At 73.9% G+C, this 20,392-nt stretch carries 12 protein-coding genes; 5 read left to right on the top strand and 7 right to left on the bottom strand.

Annotated features, from left to right (window positions below; translation table 11 throughout):
• Nucleotides 1-139: 139 nt before the first annotated feature.
• Nucleotides 140-4,033, top strand: a complete 3,894-nt coding sequence (gene eccCa, locus ABZ635_RS16915; RefSeq protein ID WP_357765648.1) for a type VII secretion protein EccCa — start codon at nt 140-142, stop codon at nt 4,031-4,033.
• Between the two features lie 216 nt (nt 4,034-4,249).
• On the opposite strand, the gene ABZ635_RS16910 is transcribed toward eccCa, so the two are convergent.
• The 3 genes from ABZ635_RS16910 to ABZ635_RS16900 all read right to left on the bottom strand — a co-directional run bounded on the left by ABZ635_RS16910 (nt 4,250) and on the right by ABZ635_RS16900 (nt 7,642).
• The gene (locus tag ABZ635_RS16910; RefSeq protein WP_357765583.1) at nt 4,250-4,705 is read right to left on the bottom strand and encodes a hypothetical protein; all 456 of its coding nucleotides are present in this window, start codon (nt 4,703-4,705) and stop codon (nt 4,250-4,252) included.
• A 41-nt stretch (nt 4,706-4,746) separates the two neighbouring features.
• A complete protein-coding gene (locus tag ABZ635_RS16905) occupies nt 4,747-6,915 on the bottom strand; it encodes a fibronectin type III domain-containing protein (RefSeq protein ID WP_357765580.1) in 2,169 nt (722 codons plus the stop codon).
• A 232-nt stretch (nt 6,916-7,147) separates the two neighbouring features.
• Nucleotides 7,148-7,642 (bottom strand): GNAT family N-acetyltransferase, encoded by a 495-nt coding sequence (locus ABZ635_RS16900; RefSeq protein WP_357765578.1) that lies wholly within the window; start codon nt 7,640-7,642, stop codon nt 7,148-7,150.
• Between the two features lie 186 nt (nt 7,643-7,828).
• Here ABZ635_RS16900 and ABZ635_RS16895 point away from each other — a divergent pair, with 186 nt between their 5' ends.
• Nucleotides 7,829-10,114 carry a hypothetical protein gene (locus ABZ635_RS16895; RefSeq protein WP_357765576.1) on the top strand — a complete coding sequence of 762 codons (2,286 nt, stop codon included), beginning with the start codon at nt 7,829-7,831 and terminating at the stop codon, nt 10,112-10,114.
• On the opposite strand, the gene ABZ635_RS16890 is transcribed toward ABZ635_RS16895, so the two are convergent.
• Nucleotides 10,063-11,508 carry a PQQ-binding-like beta-propeller repeat protein gene (locus ABZ635_RS16890; protein WP_357765573.1) on the bottom strand — a complete coding sequence of 482 codons (1,446 nt, stop codon included), beginning with the start codon at nt 11,506-11,508 and terminating at the stop codon, nt 10,063-10,065. The genes ABZ635_RS16895 and ABZ635_RS16890 overlap by 52 nt on opposite strands.
• A gap of 220 nt (nt 11,509-11,728) precedes the next feature.
• Between ABZ635_RS16890 and ABZ635_RS16885 the strand changes: the two genes are divergently transcribed.
• The gene (locus tag ABZ635_RS16885) at nt 11,729-13,897 is read left to right on the top strand and encodes a hypothetical protein (RefSeq protein ID WP_357765570.1); all 2,169 of its coding nucleotides are present in this window, start codon (nt 11,729-11,731) and stop codon (nt 13,895-13,897) included.
• Between the two features lie 21 nt (nt 13,898-13,918).
• Here the strand turns inward: ABZ635_RS16885 and ABZ635_RS16880 are convergent, their stop codons facing one another.
• A complete protein-coding gene (locus ABZ635_RS16880; protein WP_357765567.1) occupies nt 13,919-15,388 on the bottom strand; it encodes a PQQ-binding-like beta-propeller repeat protein in 1,470 nt (489 codons plus the stop codon).
• A 241-nt stretch (nt 15,389-15,629) separates the two neighbouring features.
• On the opposite strand from ABZ635_RS16880, the gene ABZ635_RS16875 reads away from it, so the two are divergent.
• Both ABZ635_RS16875 and ABZ635_RS16870 read left to right on the top strand, forming a co-directional pair.
• On the top strand, nt 15,630-16,589 hold the full coding sequence (locus ABZ635_RS16875; protein ID WP_357765564.1) for a Dyp-type peroxidase: 960 nt from the start codon (nt 15,630-15,632) through the stop codon (nt 16,587-16,589).
• 188 nt (nt 16,590-16,777) lie between these two features.
• Complete coding sequence (locus ABZ635_RS16870; RefSeq protein ID WP_357765561.1) at nt 16,778-18,088, top strand: AI-2E family transporter; 1,311 nt, start codon at nt 16,778-16,780, stop codon at nt 18,086-18,088.
• A 47-nt stretch (nt 18,089-18,135) separates the two neighbouring features.
• Here the strand turns inward: ABZ635_RS16870 and ABZ635_RS16865 are convergent, their stop codons facing one another.
• Together ABZ635_RS16865 and ABZ635_RS16860 are read right to left on the bottom strand one after the other, a co-directional pair.
• Entirely contained in the window at nt 18,136-19,356 is a 1,221-nt protein-coding gene (locus tag ABZ635_RS16865) for an aromatic amino acid transaminase (RefSeq protein ID WP_357765558.1), read from the bottom strand.
• Nucleotides 19,356-20,360 carry a DMT family transporter gene (locus ABZ635_RS16860; protein WP_357765557.1) on the bottom strand — a complete coding sequence of 335 codons (1,005 nt, stop codon included), beginning with the start codon at nt 20,358-20,360 and terminating at the stop codon, nt 19,356-19,358. Before ABZ635_RS16860 ends, ABZ635_RS16865 begins: the two co-directional genes overlap by 1 nt.
• Nucleotides 20,361-20,392: the final 32 nt, after the last annotated feature.

Here is a 20,392-nt window from a genome sequence, read left to right as displayed (position 1 = left end):
GACAGGAGAGGTGCCAGTGACGACGACGCTGGTTCATCGGCCCGCCCGTACGGCGGTCCCGGACCCCGGCCGGACACCCCTGGTGATCGCGACCCCGCCGCAGCTACCGGAGAACCCCCCGGCGGCGAGTTCCTCGGCGATGATCATCATGCCGATCATCACCGGGTCGGGCTCGCTGATGATGACCATCACCCTGGGCAACCGGCCGCTGTTCGCGGTGGCCGGGGCCATGATCATGCTGGCCAGTGTCGCGGTCGGCATCGTCATGTTCGTCGCCCAGCGCAACGGGCCGCGCAAGCGCATCCGGGAACAGCGCGAACGCTACCTCGACTACCTGGACCACCTGCGCGAGACCGTGCGCGAGGTGGCGGGGCTCCAACGGGCCGCGGCGCTGTTCCGGCACCCGGAGCCGCACCTGCTGGAGGAGACCGCCCGGCTCACGGCGCGGCGGTGGGAGCGCCGCCCCGGCGACCCCGACTTCCTGGATCTGCGCGTCGGTGAGGGCACCCGGCCGCTGGCCCGGCGGCTGAACCTGAACATCGACCGCACCAATCCGCTGATCGTCTACGACCCGGTCTGCCAGGGCATCGCCGAACAGATCGTCGACCTGTACTCGGAGGTGGCCGAGCAGCCCCTGGTGCTGCGGCTGCGCGAGTGCGGCGTGGTCTCGGTGGTCGGCGACCGCGCCGCCGGACGCCAGGTGGCCCGTGCCCTGGCGGCCCAGCTGGTGACCTTCACCGCCGCCGAGGACGTCCGGCTCGGGGTGGTGCGCCACCAGCGGCTGACGTCGGAGTGGGACTGGGTGAAGTGGCTGCCCCACAACACCTTCGACGGCGCCCGGGACGGCCCGCTGCCCGCGAGGCTCGTGGCGGGGCACACCGTGGAGATGACCGAGCTGCTGACCGCCGAGATCGAGCAGCGCACCATCGACATGCAGCGCAGGCGGGGCGCTCCTCCCGGACCTGGTACGCAGCGGCTGGTGGTGCTCGTCGACGGCGAGTTCCAGGCGACCCTGTCCGGACTCGCGGCGGAACCGCCGGTGACCTCACTGGCCGACATCGGCATCCACCTGGTGTTCCTGGTGGGCGACCGACGGGAGGAGCCCGGCCACGTGGACACCCGGCTGTACGTGGGCGCCGACGGGACCCTGCGGGAGGACCGCGAGCGCGCGCCGCAGCGGCCGGGCGAGGACTTCGGGACGGACGACGACCCCCCGCTGGAGGGCTCCCTCGACCGGGTCGGCCCCGGACTGCTCACCACCCTGGCCCGGACCCTGGCACCACTGCGGCTGGCCGCCGGTGACAGCTCCGACACCATGCACGCCACGGTGGGGCTGCCCGAGATCCTCGGGGTGCCCGACGTCGCCCGGTTGGACACCGAGCGGGCCTGGCGGCCCCGGGGCACCGGCGACTTCCTGCGGGTGCCGATCGGCGTGGGACCGGAGGCCAACACCGTCCTGCTGGACCTCAAGGAGTCGGCGTTCGGCGGCATGGGACCGCACGGGCTGGTGGTGGGCGCCACCGGCTCGGGCAAGTCGGAGATGCTGCGCACGCTGGTGGCGTCGCTGGTGATCAACCACCCGCCCGACCAGCTCGCCCTGCTGTTGGTCGACTTCAAGGGCGGCGCGACCTTCGCCGACACCGACCGGCTCCCGCACAGCGCCGGGCTCATCACCAACCTGGCCGACGACGACGGTCTGGTGGAGCGCTTCCGCGAGGCCATGTTCGGCGAACTCAACCGGCGCCAGCAGGTACTCAAGGACGCCGGGAACCTGCCCAACCTGCACGCCTACGAGGCGGCGCGGGCCCGCAGGCCCGAACTGGAGCCGCTCCCGCACCTGCTGGTGATCATCGACGAGTTCTCCGAGCTGCTCACCGCGCACCCCGACTTCGCCGAACTGTTCGTGGCCATCGGCCGTATCGGCCGGTCCATCGGCGTGCACCTGCTGCTGGCCACCCAACGGCTGGAGTCGGGCAAGATCAAGGGGTTGGAGTCCCACCTGTCCTACCGGATCGGGCTGCGGACCTTCTCGGAGTCCGAGAGCCGCGAGGCGATCGGGGTGGGCGACGCCTACCACCTGCCGCCCGAGCCCGGTTCCGGCTACCTGAAGGTCGACACCACGGTGTTCGAGCGGTTCAAGGCGGCCATGGTCTCCCAGCCGTACGTGCCGCCCGCCCAGGAGGAGACCGAGGAGGTGCCCCAGGTCCTGCCGCTGATCTCCTTCAACGGGCTGGCGTCGCTGGTTCGGCCCGTGGAGCAGGCGGACTCGGACATGGACGCGGACGCACCGGAGGCGGACGCTCCCACCACGCTCCAGGTGGCGGTGGACCGGATCGTGGAGTCGGGGCGCGATCGCGTGCGCCCGGTCTGGGTGCCGCCGCTCCCCGACGTCCTCACCCTCGACCAGCTCCTGGAGCGGGTGGACGAGGTCCGGACGGGGTCGGACGGCGCCCCCGACGAACCCGCCCCCGAGGAGGTCCGGGCGATCATCGGCCTGGCCGACCTGCCCCGCGAGCAGCGCCAGTACGCGGCCGACCTCGACTTCACGGGTGGGGAGAGCAACGTCGTGGTGCTGGGCGGTCCGCAGTCCGGGAAGTCGACCCTGGCCAGAACCCTGATCGCCAGTCTGGCCTGGCGCTACCCGCCCGGCCGGGTGGCCGTGTACGCCATCGACTTCGGCGGGGGTTCCCTGGCGCCGTTCGCCGAACTGCCGCACGTGGCGGGTGTGGCGGGCCGCTCCGACCTGGAGCTGGCGCAGCGCATCCTGGCCGACGTGCGCGTCCAGCTGGACCGGCGGGAGAAGGTCTTCCGCCAGGCGAGGCTGGACTCCTCCGCCGCGCTGCGCCGGGCCCGGGCCGAGGGGCGCCTGCCCTCCGGTACCCACGGCGACGTCTTCCTGGTCATCGACGGCTGGGCGGGGCTGCGCGAGGCCTACCCGGACGTGGACGACGTCCTCACCGACATCGTCTCGCGCGGCCCGTCACTGGGTGTGCACACGGTGCTGACCAGCTCCGCCGCCAACCAGGTCCGGACGAAGTTGCAGTCGCTGTTCGGCGGCCGGTTCGAGCTGCGCCTGACCGACCCGTTCGACTCCCAGTTCGGCCGCAAGGTCGCCGAGCGTATGCCCAAGGACGTGCCGGGCCGGGGGTTGAGATCGGACGAGGCCTTCGTCCAGGTGCCGCTGCCGCGGCTGGACGGCGTGGCCGAGGACACCGACCTCGGGGACGGAGTGCGTGACGCGGTGGCCCGGCTCTCGGCCCGGTGGCCGGACCCGCCGGTGCGCCGGGTACGGGTGCTGCCCGCCCTCGTCCCGCTGACGGAGCTGCTCCCCCGGCATCAGGGCACGGATCTGGTGCTGGGCATGGCCGAGGGCGACCTGGGGCCCGCGCTGTACCGGCCCCGCGAGGACCCGCACCTGATGGTCTTCGGCGACCCGCAGAGCGGCAAGAGCACGCTGATCCGCTCCCTGGTCCGGCAGGTGATCGCGCGCCCGGCCAGCGAGGTGGGCGTGGTGATGGTCGACTACCGGCGCGCGCACCTGGGGCTGGTGCCCGAGGAGTACCTGCTGGCGTACAGCACGAGTCCCCAACAGACCCAGGGCGTGGCGGGTGAGCTGGCCGGGCTGGTGCGCGAGCGACTGCCGGGCCCGGACGTCACCCCCCGTCAGCTGCGTGAGCGCAGCTGGTGGGAGGGGTTGGACGTGTTCGTGTTCGTGGACGACCTGGACCTGGTGGCCGGGCGCAACAACCCGCTGGCACCGTTGGCGGACCTGCTCACGCAGGGCGCCGACCTGGGGCTGCACCTGGTCACGGCCCGGCGGACGGGCGGGGCGTCGAGATCGATGTACGAACCGGTCTCCCAGACCCTCACCGACATGGCCACACCGGGCGTGCTGTTCTCCGGCGACCGGATGGAGGGACGGCTCGCCAACGGGGTCGTCTCCCGCCGCCTCCCCCAGGGCCGGGCCCTGCTGGCGCGCCGGGGTCGCCCCGCCGAGCAGGTGCAGGTGGCCTGGACCGATCCGGTGGAGTGAGTTCGGCCCACGCCCCCTGGGGCCCGCCGATCGGCGGGCCCCGGGAGCAGCAGGGCGTGCCGGACGCCCGGGGCCCACTGGCACCGGGCCGCACCGGGTGTCGGGGCGCGTCACCGAGGGGGAGACAGGGACGCCCGGCTCCGGAAGCACCACGGGTGGTGGCGGCGCCGTCCGTGAAGGCGCCGCCGGGGCGTTCTGCTCCCCTGCCTCAGGGGGTCAGGCGCCGCAGTTGGTGTCCCTGACGGTGAGGGAGCGCTCCCCCACGGCGGCCGTGACGTCGATGCACACGTTCATGGCCTCGATCAGGACCGGACCCGCGCTCGCCCCGGTGCCGTCCCGCCACTGGGGAGCCCCTCCGTCGCTGCGGCGCAGGCCGATGTCGACGTAGGCGGAGTCGCTGTTCGCGACGACGATCGCGCAGTTGTAGCCGTAGGTCGGTTCGTAGAAGACGTAGACCTGGCCGCCGGGGTCGCCCGGGACCGACAGGGGCCACCCGTCGGCGTCCTGCGTGTACGCGGGCGCGTCGTCCCTCGGGTGGGCCGCCGTGCACTGGTCCGCGGGAGAGGCGCCCTGGGCCGCAGTGGAGGAGGTCAGCACCATCCCGGACGCCACCAGCGTGGCGGCGGCCGCCACCGCCGCCCAGCGCCCCCTCTTGTTCACGGTCCTCGGCACAGCCGTCCTCCCCGCCCGATCCGTTGACTCGTGCGACACCGCTACCACCTCTCACAGGCCGGGGTGCTCCGCGCGGAGCCGCCCTCCGTGGTCCCCGACCCCAGGGCGGTGACCGTGAACGAGAAGCACCGCTGGTCGACCCGGGTGAAGGTGTGGGACGCGGCCCCGGCCTCCACCGTGGTCTCGGAGCCGATCTCCACACCGTCGCCGTGCGGGGTGATCCGGTAGCCCTCGGCGTTCTCCGCCGCCGTCCAGGTGACGGTCACCGAGGTGCCCGACACGCTGTGCGCGACCCCTCCGGGGGTACCCACCTCGACCTCGGGCATGGTCACCGGGGGACCCGTGGCCGACTCACCGACGACACCGCCGTCGCCCCGTGAGGTGACGCTGAACGTGTAGGTGGCTCCCGGTACCAGCCCGGTGACCTCCAGGGCGGTTTCCCCGGTGGTGCGGTTGCTGGGGGCGGGGGCACCGTCGGCCGTGGCGGAGACGAGGTAGTCCGCCGCGTCGTCCGCGCCGGTCCAGGACACGGTGGCGGTCTCGTTGCCGGTGGCCTCCACGGTGACCGCGCCGGGGGAACCCGGTGCCTGCGCACCGGGCGTCACCTGCGGGGACTGGGCGGCGGGTCCGGTGCCGTGCGTGTTCGCGGCGCTCACCCGGAACCGGTAGGCCGTGCCGTTGTCCAGGCCGGTGACCACGGTGTGCAGCTCGGAACCGCCGACCGTGGTCTCACCGCCCTCCCAGGTGATCGTGTAGGACTCCACCGGCGCGTCCGGAGAGTAGGCCTCGGGCCAGCTGAGTTCGACGCTGGCGTCCCCGGCCTCCGCGGTGACGGGGGTGGGAGCCCCGGGCGGGCCCGTGGCGGGCGCGGTCTCGCCCCCTCCCTCGGAGGCGGGGGCGCCGGTCTCCTCCTCGGTGGGCCCGTCGCCGCCGCCCTCCTCCGGTCCGGGTCCGTCGGGCGTCCCGCCGGTCGGTCCGGTGGGCGGCGCGGGCGCCACGGGGTCGGGCGCGGTGGTGTCGCCGCGGATCTCGCCGGGGCCGGGCGGGGGGTCGTCGGTGTCCACCAGGGTGGCCTGACCGGACTCGTCCACCACGGCGGCGACGCCGGTCTCCGGGGAGTTGACGAACAGGCTGCCCTCGCGCGCCTGGAGTTCCAGCGCCCCCTCGGCTCCGGGCAGGGTGACGGTGTCCAGTTCACGGCCGTTGGGCGCGTAGGAGCGGACGAGGCCCTCCGCCTCGAAGGGCACGTAGACGCGTCCGGAGAAGGGGACGGCGACGCCGCCGCCGGGTCGGCCGACCGGGAACAGCGTGGTCTCGGCCGCGCCGTGGGGGTGCAGGAGCGTGACGATCTCGTCGTCCTCGGTCTTGGTGACGGCGGCCATCTCCCCACGTGTGCGGGCAGGCATGGCGGAGTCGCGCATGGGTGCGGGCATGGTGACCATCACGGGGTCGTCTCCCGAGCGCATGGCCACCACCTGGTCGCCGCCCCGGTCCACGGCCAGCGCGCCGTCGTCGAAGACGGTGACGCCGATGTCGGAGCCCGGTGAGGCGACGGCGACCGTCTGGGCGACGGCGGCCTCGCCCTCACTGACGGTGATCCCGACGGCGTGGCCCAGGGTGGGAGCGCCCACCCACAGGGTGTCGGAGTCGTCGAAGGCGCCGCCGACCAGGGGCCCCTCCAGGGTGAGGGAGGCCCCCGTGGCCTGGAGGGTGGCGGGGTCCACGGCCCGGATCTCACCGCCCGCGCGGTCGATGACCACGGCGCTCTGGCGTCCGAGCACCACGCCGAAGTCTCCGGAGCCCAGTTCGAGTCTGCCGGAGAAGCCGAGGTCGTTGAGGTCGACCGAGGTGACCTTGCCGGTGAGGGGGTCGGTGAGGATCAGGTAGTCGTCGCTCTGTTCGATCTCCACGGGCCCGTCGCCCGCCTCGGGCAGGGAGGCCACGAGGTCGATCTCGGCGTTGTTGCCGTTGATGCGGACGGCTTCGCTGGTGGCGGCGTTCCACAGCCAGGCCGCGCCGTCGGACATGTCGTCGGACCGGCCCAGGGCGCCGACCCCGAAGGCCGTGCTGACCAGGGCGGTGGCCATGAGGCTGAGCACGAGCCCCGAGGACCCGGCGCGGGTGCGCCGGGCGAGGGAGCCGAGCAGGCGTCGGGACCGGCCCCGCTCACGGGGGGTGGCGTCGGGGCTGGCCGTCCTACGGCTCACCATCCACGTACTCCTTCGGCTTCCGCGGACGTGTCCGGCCTCCCGTGGCGGAGGAGGTGGGACTGGGGGGGTCGCTGGGGGGTGCCCGGGGTGTCGGATTCCTGTACGAAACCAGACGGCGGGTGCGTCGTCAACGCACCGGGGGGCCGTCTGGTTTCGTCTTCTCCGATGCTCCGAACCCCCGGTCCGGTTCCGGATTCCGCCGGGGAATCCGGATCAGCGCCCGCCGCCCGGGTCAGCCGATCCGGAGGGCCGCGATGGTCTCCCCGTCCTCCACGCGTCCGGTCTTCTCGAAGCCCAGCGCCAGGTAGAACCCCTCTGGGCTGCCCTCTCCCGGTACCCAGGAGACGGTGACGCGGGTGAACCCCCGGCGCCGGGCCTCCTCGACGACGCCTTCGACCGCGCGGCGCCCGTAGCCGCGGCCCTGGTGTTCCTTGGCGATGTTGAGCCGCCACAGGTCGGCCCGGCAGTCGGGGTCCTCGTGTTCGGGGGCGAAGGTCGCCATGACGAAGCCGACCGCCTCGTCTCCGTCCATGAGCAGTCGGGGCCAGGCGGTGTCGCGCTGCGTGTAGGCCTGCGCCAGGGAGTACAGGACGGGGGCGACGAACTGCTCCTGCGCCTCGTGGACCTTGATGCGGTTCGCGGCCCCGAAGTTGTCGTCGGTGATCTCGACCAGGCGCGTCGTGGTGGTGTCGGGGGAGGTGGTGCCGGGGGAAGGTGTTTCGGTCATGAGAAGGCACCTTAGAGGGCGCGGCGCGGAGCCGCCACGGGTTTTCCGGGCGCGGGACACGGCACCGGCCTCCGTCCGCGCGCGGAGCCGGACCGTCCGTCACCCGGACTCACGGTGAGTGCGCGGTCGGCTCTTGCGGACCAGTAGTCTGCCGTCGCACGACAGACCGGGGCACAAGGGGAGATGATGGATCAGCCGGGATCGGGACCGTACCGGGGCGACGACGCCGACGGCGACGGCGGGGAGCCGGACGACCCGGCGCCCACGGAGGAGGAGGTCGCGCCCGCCGACCTCGTCCTGGAGCGGGAGCTGCCGGACCTGTTCGCCCGCGTGGCCGGGGTGTACGTGCGCCACCTGGGGGCCCTTCTGGTCGTGTCCGGGGTTCCGCTCGCGCCGCTGGTCCTGGCCGCCCAACTCCACGTGGTCTGGCCCGCGCGGGAGGGGGCCTATCTCGACGGGGCCCTGGAGAGCACCGCCGACCCGACCGGGGGCCCCGCGCTCGTCATCCTTGCAGGCCTGGCGGTGCTCGCGCTGCTGGTCGCGCCGATCCCGATCGGTGGATCGGTCCTGCTCGGCGGCGGAGCCCTGCTCGGTCGGCGGATCTCCGTGCGCGACGCCTGGCGGTGCGCCCTCCGCCGCTATCCGACCAGCCTGGCCTGGAGTCTGACGCTCCTCGCCGTGGTGGGCGCGGCGGCCGCGCTCGCGCTGCGGATGCTCTCGTGGGAGTGGCCCGTGCCGCTGGTCGCGACGGTGGTACTGCCCCCGACCCTGTTCGTGCTCACCCCGCTGTCGGTGGCGCTTCCGGCGGCCCTCCTGGAGGGGCGCGGCCCGGTCCGCGGACTGGTTCTCGCCTGGAGGGTGGGGCGGCACCGTTGGAGGACGCACATGGCGCTGGTGGGCGCGTCGCTGGGTGTCTCGGTGCTGTTCGGCCCGGTGCTGGAGCGCTCACTGCTGCGCTGGTCCGGTTGGTCCGAGGGCGACCTCGTCCTCGTCGGCGTCACCACGGCCGCGTCGGTGCTGGCGGCCCCGCTCTCGCTGCTGCTGATCTGCGCCCCGGCCGTCTACGCGGGCGTACCGGCGCACTGGTACATCACCCCGCCCGTGCTCGACCTCGCCCGGGTCGGGAGCTCGCTCCCCGCGGCCGACGCCGCGCGTTCCGGTGCGCCCCGGGCGTGGGCCCGACACCTGGTGACGGTGCCGTCCCTGGCCGTCCTCCTGGTGGTGCCCGCGCTGCTCGGTCCGGCCGCGCTGACCGCCAACCCCTTCGGGCTGCCCGAACTCACGACCTCGCCGCTCCCGACCGTGACCGGGGACGTCCAGACGGTGGAGATCGCCCCGACGGAGGAGGGGGCGCTGGTCGGGGCGGCCCACAGCAGCGTCCAGGTCGAACGGTGCGCCCCGGACTGCGAGGTCGTCGTCGACGCGTGGGGGGCCGACCGCGGTGCCGGGTTCTCGGTCGAGGACGGCCGTCTGCTGCGCACCCACTGGCGGACGTGGGCGCACGACAGGATTCTCACCCGGGACGAGGAGGTCCGTCACGAGGTGGGGCTCTACCTCGCCGTGTGCGAGGACGCCCTCGACTGCGACACGGACGCGGACGAGGTGTACCTGCGTCCGGTCGTCACCGACCTACGCCACGCGCGGTCGACGGTCGCGCCCCTGGCGTCCGGGGGTCTGGTCGTGGCCTCGTACACGGTTCCCGACGACCGGACCGACCCGGACGAGGCCTTCGACGGGGACGTCGGAGGCCTGCGCCTGCACGTGTGCGCGCGGGACACCTGCGCGGACCCGCGTGTCCTGGACCTGACCGAGGGAGGGGCCGCGCGGTTGGGGGTCAGCCACCTCGACGCCTCGGCCTCGCCCGGGGGAGGTTTCGCGGTGGCCGTGGCGGACGCCGCCTACGGCGCGCTGTCGCTCGTGACGTGCGCCGACGACGACTGCTCGGACCCCGAGGTGACCGAGCTGGTCGGCGACCGGTTCCGGACCGAGAACGAACACGACCTCACGGCGAGGTACGGCGCGCGGGTCGAGCACCGCTCCGACGGCTCCCCGGTGGTCGCCTACCGGGACGCGGTCAGCGGGGAGGCGCGGGTGGTGGACTGCCGCGACGCGGTGTGTTCGGAGTTCACGGACACGGCGGTGACCGGTCCGGGGTGGTCGCGCCCCGTACCGGGGCTGGCGGTCGACACCCGGGACCGGGTCCGGCTGCTGACCCCGGACCTGCGGAACGAGAGACTGGCCCTCGTCACCTGTCTGGACCGATCCTGCGCGGAGACGGACACCCGGCCGTTGGTCGACCTCGGGTTTCAGGAGGGGCCCGTGGTCACCGCCCTCGCCCTGGACTCGCGGGACCGGCCGCACATGGTCTGGGGTGTGGGGTGGTGGACGGAGGGCCACGGCCCGACCAACGCCACGTCCCGCTACCTCACCTGCGCCGACCCCGACTGCGGGACGTCGCCCGCCACGCCGTGATCGACGGCGAACAGACGCGGGGCGTCACACGCGCGCGCCGGGGTGGGATCGTCCAGCTCCGGTGCCCGCATGCCGTCGGGGGCGCACCCCTGGTACACGCCGACGTAGGCGCCGTCGTCGGCCCGGTAGGTGGTGAGGTAGTGCGTTCCGGCGGCCGTCTCGATCAGGAGGTCGTCTCCCACCCCGGGCCCGTAGGCCTGGACGGGGGCCCGGTACTGGCTGTGGGCGTCGCGGTCGAAGCCGTCCACGAACCAGAGCTGCCGTGCCCCGAAGAGGTCCGCCGGGGGGTCGGGGGCCTCCTCCCGGACCGTCTCGCCGGTGCGCGCGTCCAGCACCCGGGTCCTCTCGCCGTTCTGGACGTACACCAGACCCGGGTCGTCCACAGGGAACCGCGCCCGCCACTCGAACCCGGAGCGGGCGGAGACGGGTTCCTCCGCGTGGGTCCACAGCAGTTCGCCCGTGTCGGTGTCCACCGCGCCGACGTCGTCGACCAGGAGGCCTCCGTCCGGGCTGAGGGCCGCGTGATCCCGGCTGGCGAGCCCCTCGGGAAGCGGGACCTCGTCCGTGACCCGTCCGTCCGCCAGGTCCACCCGGCGGAGCAGACGGGGACCGTCGTCCTGGCTCGCGACCACGAACGCGGCGTCGTCGGTCAGGGTGCCCGATACGGGCTCACCGCCGAGGGGGACCGACCACTCCACCGCTCCGGTGGCCGCGTCGACCAGGTGGTGGGTTCCGGAGTCCCGCACGCCCTCCAATAGGACGTGGGTGTCGTTGGCGGGGGGTGTTCCCCGGAGGACGATCCCGGTGTCGGCGTCGACGTCCTCCCACTCCAGGGAGTCCGTTCCGGGGGTGAGGAGGTACGTCGTCCCCTCCCACTCACGGTTGTCCCCGGCGTGGACGACCAACCGCTCCCCCACCCACTGGGTCGCGTGGACCCGGAAGGCGCGCCCGGGGTCGACCTCCTCGGCCCAGAGCTCCTCCATGGTGGCCAGGTCGAACGCCCGGAAGCGCCCGTGCTCGTGGTAGTGGAGCACCCCGTCGCGGACCGTGGCTCCGGCGTTCACGTGTTCCTGGGGAACCAGGAGGTCGACCGGGTAGAGCCGGGCCAGCGGGGTCCGCACGAGCCCGTCCTCGGGCAGGTGCAGCACGTACTCCCCCTCCAGGGGCAGTGACCAGCGCAGCGCGCCCGGCGCACCGCAGTCGCCCGTGTCCGAACAGGTGACGAGCGTGTCCGGGCTGATCACGGTGGCCTCCTCCGCCACCGGCTCGCGTTCGGGCTCCTCGGTGGAGCACCCCGTGAGCAGGAGCGCCCCCGTCAGGCCGAAGGCGGTCAGGGCGCGGCGGCGGCGCCGGGCGCTCCCGACGGAGAAGGAAGGGCGAACCGGGGTGGACATGCGCGCATCGTAGCGAGTCGGACCGTCACCCCGGTAACGGGACGCGTCCGGTCGCTCACTATCCTGCCCGGGCACCGGACGTCACATCGGAGAGGGAGTCATGGAGTCGGACGACAGGCCGCCAGAGGGTTCGCTCGCAGCCGGGAACGCGCCCGCGGACTCACCGAAAGCGCCGCTCTCCGGGCCCGGCGACCGTGGTGGCCTGCGGTTGGTCAGGAGCGTGCCCGCCGCGTTCCCCGCGGTGGCCGCCGCCTACGTTCGTCGGCTGTGGCCCCTGTTGGTCGTGACCGCGGTGCCCCTGCTGCCCGCGGTCCTGGTGGGTGAGGCGGCGTCCCTGTGGGGCGCCGCTGACGCGGTGGTGGTCAACGGGGCCGTCGAGACGCGGGTCGACCCCGGTACCGGTCTCTGGGTGCTCCTGGGGCTGGCCCTCGTCACCGCTCTGGCCGTCGCTCCCGTGGCCCTGGGCGGAGTCGTGCTGGTCGCCGCGGGGGCGCTCCTGGGCCGCCGTGTCCCGGTCGGGGCCGCCTGGAGCCGGGCGCTCCGGCGCTATCCGACCGTCCTGGGGTGGCTCCTCCTCATGCTGGTGTGGGCGGCGGTCGTCCTGGGGCTGCTGTTCACCGGGTTGTTCGTCCTGGAGTTCACACCGTGGCCGGTCCTGGCGGTGGTGGTACCGCCTGCCGTGTACTCCCTGGCCGTCCTGACCGTGGCGCTCCCCGCCGCCCTGCTGGAGGGGCACGGGACCTTCCGTGCGGTGGCCGTCTCCTGGGCGATGGGGCGGCACCGGCGCGCGTCGCACGTGGTCTTCGTGGGTCTGGCCTTCGGCGGCGGCTACCTGGTGAACCGGGCCGAGGAGCGTCTGGCGACGTGGGCGGCGCACCTGCCCGTGGACCCCTACCCGGTCATGGTCGCGCTCGCCCTGTTCGGGGCCCTGCTGGCCCCCCTGTGGGCGTTGTTGGTGACCGTCCCCGCGACGCTGGACAGCACGGGGCGGCCGTGGACGGCCCACCGGGACCTGGACCTGGCGGCGGCGGACCGGGAACTGCCCGGGCACGTACCCGAGGAGGCCGCCCCTCGGGCCGTTCCACGCGGGCGCGCGCTCGCCGTCCCCGCGCTGCTGGCCCTGGCGGTACTCGTGCCGACGGCGCTCACACCGGTCGCCCTGTGGGCCACGGACACCCCCCGGGTGTTCACCAGCCCGGTGGAGGGCCTGACCAACCCCGAGGTCACCGTCGCCATGGCCGGGCGCGGCGACGGCGCCCTGGTCACGCACGCGGGCAGGACGGTGCTGGCGTCGGTCTGCGACCCCGACTGCGCCCCGGTCGGCGACGGCCTGTGGACCCGGGGTGCCGGGGCGGCTCCTGCCGGGGACGCCGGGTTCGTGTACACCAACTGGCGGGAGTACCGGCACGAGGACGACCAGAACGCGCCGCACGAGGACTCCGGCCTCTACCTGACGGAGTGCTCCGGGCCCGACGCCGTGGCGTGCTCGGAGGGCCGCCCCGGAACACCGCTGCGCCACTTCGGCGGTGACCACTACGACACCTACAGCGCGGTCGCGCCCCTGGACGGGGGGTGGGTCGTCGCCTCCTACGTGCGCCCCGACCCCCGCACCGACGAACTCCACGGTCTGGACGACGTGGGCGGATTGGCCGTGCACGTGTGCGAGGACACCGCGTGTTCCGCCCCGACCACCGTGGACGTGCCCGGCGAGATCCGCGTGGGGGGCTTCCTCGCGGACGGGACGCTCCTGGACGTGGCCGCCTCTCCCGAAGGCGGGTTCGCGGTCGCGGCCTACGACGGCGCCCACGGCGGGGTGACCCTGGTCCACTGCCCCGACACGTCGTGCGGCGAACCGGAGGTCACCGAGGTGGCCCCGGCCTCCCTGGTGAACGAGTACGAGGACCGTCTGCTGTCCCGGTTCGGCGCCCGTGTGGAGTACCGCCCCGACGGCACCCCGGTGGTCGCCTACCGGGTCGCCCAGGGCGGTGCCGCGCACGTGGTGGACTGTCACGACGCCGCCTGCGCCGAGTTCACCGACCGCGCGTTGACCGGGCCCGGCTGGGCCCGCCCCGTACCGGGGCTGGCGGTCGACTCCCGGGGCAACCCCCAGCTCGTCACCTTCGACATGGCCGATGAGCGGGTCGTACTCGTCTCCTGTCTGGACCCGGGGTGCGCCGAGACGGAGACGGTGCCCCTGCGCGACTTCACGGAGGAACCGGCGCTGACGGCGCTGACCCTGGACGAGGACGACCGCCCGCACCTGCTGTGGGCCCAGGCCGACCCCGCGAGCTGGTTGCGGGAGGACCGGGTCGTCTCCGAGTACGTGCGCTGTCTCGACCCCCTCTGCGGCGCGGCCCCCGGCAGCGCGGACGTCTCGCCCGGAGCCTGATCCCCGCTTCCCCGCGCGGTGTCAGAGTCCGTAGTCGACGGTGAACAGGCGGGGCGCCGCACACTCCGCCTCGGGGCTGGCCGCGTCCCAGGAGGGCGGCCGGACCCCGTCGGGCGCGCACCCCAGGAAGGCTCCGAGCACGTGGCCGTCCGCGTCCAGGTAGGTGGTGAGGTGCCGGGTTCCGGCGGCCAGTCCGTCGAGGACCACCGGGCGCTCCATCCCGGGTCCCCGCAGCTCGGTGGGGACCATATCCAGGGCCTCCTGCGCCCGGGCCGCGTCCTCCTCGGGCACGGCTCCGTCGTCCGCGCGCAGTTCCGGGGGCAGGGCCTCGGCGGGGTCCTGCCTCTGTCCGGTGAACGCGGGCAACAGGGCCTCGGTCTCGGCCGCGGCCTCGGTCCGCTCCGCCACCACCTCCCCGGTGCGCGCGTCGACGGTGCGGTAGCCGCCGCCCCGTGCGACGTGCAGGAGCGTGGCGCCGCCGTCCGTGGTCAGGGAGACGACCGATCCGGTCCCCTTCCTCTGCCAGAGCGTGCGGCCGGTGTCGGCCTCCACCGCGACGAGCCCGCGCGTGTCGCATCCGATCGCACGCCTTTCACACCGCCCGGTGTTGAACACCACCTCTCCGGTGTCGGTCGCCCACAGGTCGTAGGAGTCGCCTCCGGCTTCCTCCGGGCGTTCGAACACGAGGTCCTCCCGCCCGTCCACGACCCGGGCGACCCGGGAGGGCCCGTCCTCGGAGTCCTGCAGCGGTACCGCCAGGTACAGCGCGTTGTCGGCGGCGAGGTTCGTGTTGAGCAGACTTCCGGTGACCTCGTCGGACCACTCCACCGCACCGGTGGCGGCGTCGAGCATTAGGACGCGGCGCGGGCCGCGCGCACGGGTGTCCTCGTGATCCTCACCCACGGCCACGTGGGTGCCGTTGCCGCGGACCCAGACGTCGGCCAGGTCGTCCGGCACCTCCGTGCCCAGGTGTTCGACCCCGTCACCGGCGGACCGGAGCAGGTGGACGGTGGCGCCCTCCTCCCCGGGTCCTCGTGTCCGCACCACCACGGTCTCCCCCGCCGTGCCCACACTCGCGACCGGCTCGTCGAACGCCTCCGACCACAGTTCGGCACCGGTGTCGGCGGCCCTCGCGGTGACCCGGGAGTCGCCGTGGTAGTAGAGCGTCCCGTCCGCGGCCACGGCACCGGGAGCCCGCAGGCCCCGGTCCATCCACAGCTCCGGGGGCACCACCTCCGACGGCCACTCCGGTTCGCGGAACAGCCGGTGGTCGCCCTCCAGGGGCACCGACCAGCGCACCGCGCCCGCCTCACCGCAGTCACCGTTGTCCTCACACGTGACCAGGGCCTCCGGACTGATCACCGAGGGCGGGGGGCCGTCCGCCCCGTCCGTGGAGCAGGCGGAGAGCACGAGGGCGCTCACCAGCCCAAGGACGGGCAGGGCGGGGCGGCGCGGGGAAGAGGAGGGTGGTGACTGAACAGCGGTGGTCATGCGCGCATCGTAGCGGGCGGTGTCGGCGCCGCCCTGAGGGGACCTCACCGTCGTGCGAGGCGCCCGATCGCCCTGTGGCCCGGCTTGGAGAACCGGGCACGGACGCGGTGTCGCGGCTCCCGGTGGAACGGTCGCCCGGGTGTTAGCCTGAGCCCGCCCGGAGGCTCCCCGGCACACCACGGTTGACCTGCGCGGGGACGGATCGGGCGACGTTCCCGGACCAGTGACGGAGGTGGTGCGTGTGGCGCACCGGTACACACCACAGCGGGTGGTCGTGACGCCCCCGGGTTCGGCGCTCTTCCTGGTCGTGACGGTGCGCGACGGAGGGGAGGGTCCGATTCTCGACCTGCTGTCCGACATGGCGGGGCTGCGCCGGACCGTGGGGTTCCGTTCGCCCCGGGACGACCTGAGCTGCACCGTCGGCATCGGGTCGCGCCTGTGGGACCGCCTGTACGAGGGCGCGCGACCGGCGGGGCTGCACCCCTTCCGCGCCCTGGACGGGGCCCGGCACCGCGCGGTGTCCACACCGGGCGACCTGCTGTTCCACGTGCGCGCCGAACGCGCCGACCTGTGCTTCGAGCTGGCCCGCAGGGTCATGGAACGGCTGGAGGGGCACGCGGACCTGGTCGACGAGGTGCACGGCTTCCGCTTCTTCGACCAGCGTGACCTGCTCGGGTTCGTCGACGGCACCGAGAACCCCGAGGGGGCGCTGGCCGTGGCCTCCGTCCTGGTCGGCGACGAGGACCCGGAGTTCGCCGGGGGCAGCTACGTGATCGTGCAGAAGTACCTCCACGACCTGGGCGCGTGGAACGCGCTGACGGTGGAGGAGCAGGAACGGGTGATCGGCCGCCACAAGCTCAGCGACGTCGAGATCCCCGACGACGACAAGGCCCCCGACTCCCACCTGGCGCTGAACACGATCACCGGCCCGGACGGGCGGGAGCTGAAGATCGTCCGCGAGAACATGGCCTTCGGTTCGGTGGCCGAGGGGGCGTCGGGAACCTACTTCGTCGGCTACTCGCGGACCCCCGACGTCACCGAGCGCATGCTGCGGAACATGTTCCTGGGTGACCCTCCCGGGAACCACGACCGCATCCTGGACGTGTCCACGGCGGTGACGGGCGGCCTGTTCCACGTGCCCACCGAGGAGTTCCTGGAGGCCCCTCCCCGGGCCCGCGACTTCGGCGACAGCGGCGGGTGAGCGGGGCACACCGGGGCGACACGCCCATCCGGTGACGCCACGCGCGCCTCCCCGCACGCGGCGCGCACGGACGCCAGACTCTGTGTCACTCCGTGTCGTGGTGCGACCACGTCTGGTTGTGGCGTCCCCCGTCGACACGGTTCGTGGCGCGTGACGACGGTCCGCGCCGACCGGAGATCGGAGCGCATGTGCAAGCCCAGTGGCCGGGTGTGGGGGCCCTCGTGAACAAGTGGAACGCCACCCGCAGGTCCCGTATCGAGCAGGAGCGGGAGGAGACCAGGGAGAGGGCCCGGGAGAGCGCCGGGGAGCCCCCGGCGGCGGACGGGCCCGCGGACGCCGACGACGGCACCCGCGCGGGCGACCTGCTCCGCGTGGCGGCCGACGTCTCCTGGCGCGTCCTGGTGATCGGCGTGGTGGCGGGCCTGCTGATCTTCGCCCTGACCCGCGTGTCGGTGGTCACGCTCCCCCTGATCATCGCGGTCTTCCTCACCGCGCTGCTGATGCCCCTGGCCAACTGGCTGCGCCGCCCCAACCCGATCAGGCGGCGCGGGTTCGGACGGGGGTCGTCCACGGCCATCACCATGCTGGTCGCGCTGGCGGTCTACAGCGGAGCGGTCACCCTCATCGTGACCCCCGCGATCGCGAGCTTCGACGACCTGGTGGAGAGCGTCAACAGCGCCGTCTCCCAGCTCCAGGCCATGGCCCTGCCGTTCGGTCTGGACCCGGCCCTGCTCACCGACGCGATCGACAGCGCCTGGGAACAGGTGCAGTCGCTGATCACCGAGAACAGCAACCAGATCCTGAGCGGCGCCTGGACGGCGACCACCGCCGTGACCCGCGTGGTGCTCGGTATCGTGCTGATCCTGGTGCTGACCATCTACTTCGTGCACTCCGGCGACAAGCTCATGGACTGGATCGCGAGCCTGCTGCCGGTGCGCTCCCGCCCGGTCCTGCGCCATTCGGCGCGCGTCTCCTACGAGGTGATGGGCAACTACGTGCGCGGGGTGGCGCTGGTGGGCGTGATCGACGCGATCGGCATCGGTATCGCCCTGCTGTTGCTCATCGACACGAGCCTGGCCATCCCGCTGATCGTGCTCACGTTCGTGGGCGCGTTCCTGCCCATCATCGGCGCCTTCCTGAGCGGACTGCTGGCGGTACTGGTGGCACTCGTGACGGAGAACTGGGTGGTGGCGCTGATCGTGCTCGGGGCGGTCCTGCTCGTGCAGCAGCTGGAGAGCAACGTGTTCGCGCCGCGCATCTACGGGCGGGCCCTGGAGCTGCCGTCCGCCGTGGTGCTGATCGTGGTCACGGTCGGCGGCATCCTCGGCGGGATCGCGGGGCTGTTCCTCGCCACGCCGATCGCGGCGGTCCTGGCCGCGCTCCTACGCAACCGCGCGGTGCGTCCCTCCGACTACTCCGACGGGGACGCGCGCGAGTCCGAACGGGCCGGGGGCGGGCCCGAACCGGCCGGGGGCGGGCCGCCCCCTCCCCCGGCCTGAGGCCGCGGCCCGGGGATCACGGCCCGGGGATCGCGGCCCGGGAACCCTCAGCCCCGGGCGCCCGACAGCGCGGGCCGCGCGGCCGCTGACCCACCGTGGACCCGGGCGACGGCCTCGGCGACCCTCTCAACGAGGGGCGCGGGGACACCGGTCAGGTTGATCCGTCCCGAGGGCAGGCCGTGGACCGCGTGTTCGTCGCGGAGCCGCGCCATCTGGTCGGTGGTCAGGGGCAGGCGCAGGAACATGCCGCGCTGTTCCCGGAGCGGCTCGAACGCGGTGGAGCCGGTCCGCTCCGCCAGCGCGTCGGCGAGCCCGTCGCGCAGTCGGCCCAGGCGTTGGCGCATGGAGTCGAGTTCACCCAGCCAGTCGGCGCGCAGACCCGGCCGGGTGAGGATCTCGTGGACGATCCGCGCCCCGTGGTCGGGCGGCTGCGAGTACCCGGCGCGGGCGGTGGTCTCCATGACCCCGTAGGCGAGGGCCCGACGGGCGGGGTCGTCGGAGACGACCACGGCGCAGCCGGTGCGTTCGTTGTACAGGCCCCAGGCCTTGGAGGCGCTGACCGCGACCACCGCTTCGGGGACGACCTCCAGCATGCGGCGCACGCCCTCCAGGTCGGCGTCGAGACCGTCCCCCAGACCGAAGTAGGCGTGGTCCACGAACGGCACCACCCCGCGCGCGGCCAGGGCGTGGGCGAGCTCCTCCCACCGGTGGCCGGGCATGGCGGCGCCGGTGGGGTTGTGGCAGCACCCCTGGATCAGGAGGGCGTCTCCGGGCGCGGCGGCGGCGACGGCCGCGAGGGCGGCGTCGGGGTCGGGTCGGCCGTCCGGGAACAGCATCGGATACTCGCGGACGCGCAGTCCGGCAGTGGTGAGGATGCTGCGGTGGTTGAGGTAGGCGGGGGTGCCCAGGTGCACGGTCCGGTCGGGACCGGTGGCGGCCAGGAGTTCGGAGAGCAGGCGCAGGGCACCGGTACCCGCGACGGACTGCACGGCCAGGATCGTGTCGCGTACGGCCGCCGAGGGGAACAGCGTGCGGGTGAGGGCGTCGGTGAAGTCGCGGTTCCCGGCGGGGCCGAGGTACTCCTTGGAGGGCGCGCGTGCGGCCAGGTCGCGTTCGGCCTCGGCGACGGCGCCGAAGACCGGCGACGACCCGGTGTCGTCGCGGTAGACGCCCACGAGGAGGTCGAGGCGGTCGGCGCGCGGGTCTGCGTCGCAGGCGGCGGTCAGACTCCACAGGGGGTCGGTGCGCGGCCGCGGCGGGGAGGGCATCAGCACGAGGGCTCCATCTCGGGTCGGTGGTCTTCGGTGGCGTCGGCGGCCGGGGGCGGCGCGGTGGCGGGTGTTGGCGTGGTGGTCCGTGAGGCGTTCCCGGCGGACCCGGCGCCGCGGGAGCCGAGCAGGTTGAAGGCGACCACCCCGGCCAGGACCAGCAGGAGGGTGGCGGTGGTGACCGCGGTGACGGGCTCCCCGAACAGCGGGACGGCCGCGACGAGGGTGACGACAGGGCTGAGCGCTCCCAGCGTGGCGGCGACCGGGCCGCCCAGGGCGCGGATGGCGGTCGCGTAGCACAGCGCCGCGAGCACACCGACCCCGATGCCCTGGACGGCGACGTACACCGCGACGTCGCGGGGGTCGGCGCCGAGCAGCGCCGAGGGCGCGGCGCCCAGCAGGACCAGGCCCCCGCCCAGCAGCGCCGAGGGGGCACAGACCACGATCGCGGCGCTGACCGCGTCGAGCCCGGTCGCGCGCAGCGCCAGGGTGTACACCGACCAGACCAGCCCCGCGCAGAGCAGGACCACGACCCCGGTGGCCTGGTCCGGGGAGACGGCGGCGGCGACCGGCACCGCCGCTCCCAGCACGATGAGGACGAGCGCGCCCAGCTGGGCGGCGCGGGCCCGGGTCCGCCAGAGCGCGAACGCGAGAGCGGTGACGAACAGCGGGACGGTTCCGGGGATGACGATGCCGACGAGCGCCGCGCTGGTCAGGGACCCTCCCCAGGCCGCGAGGAGGAAGTACGGGAGACCGGCGCCGACGCACAGCGCCAGCAGCACGCCGGGGCGTTCGCCGCGCGCCCGGCGCAGGGCCCGCGGAATCCACGGCGCCAACACCGCCAGCGGCGTGAGGAACCGCAGGAGGGCGGCGTCGGGGGCGGTGAGGTCGGAGGCGCCGATCCCCCGGATGCTGAGGGCGAACCCGGCCCACAGCACCACGGTCGCGGCCATCGCGGCCAGGCCCGTGGCGAGCGAGGGGGACGTTCCGGCAGGTGTGCTCATGGGTGCGAAGGTACGGGGATCGTCGGGGTCGG

Origin of the sequence: Nocardiopsis sp. NPDC007018, assembly GCF_040635075.1 — a bacterium.
Lineage (GTDB): Bacteria > Actinomycetota > Actinomycetes > Streptosporangiales > Streptosporangiaceae > Nocardiopsis.
The sequence above is the reverse complement of the archived record's forward strand: the minus strand, read 5'-3'. Positions and strand labels throughout refer to the sequence as shown.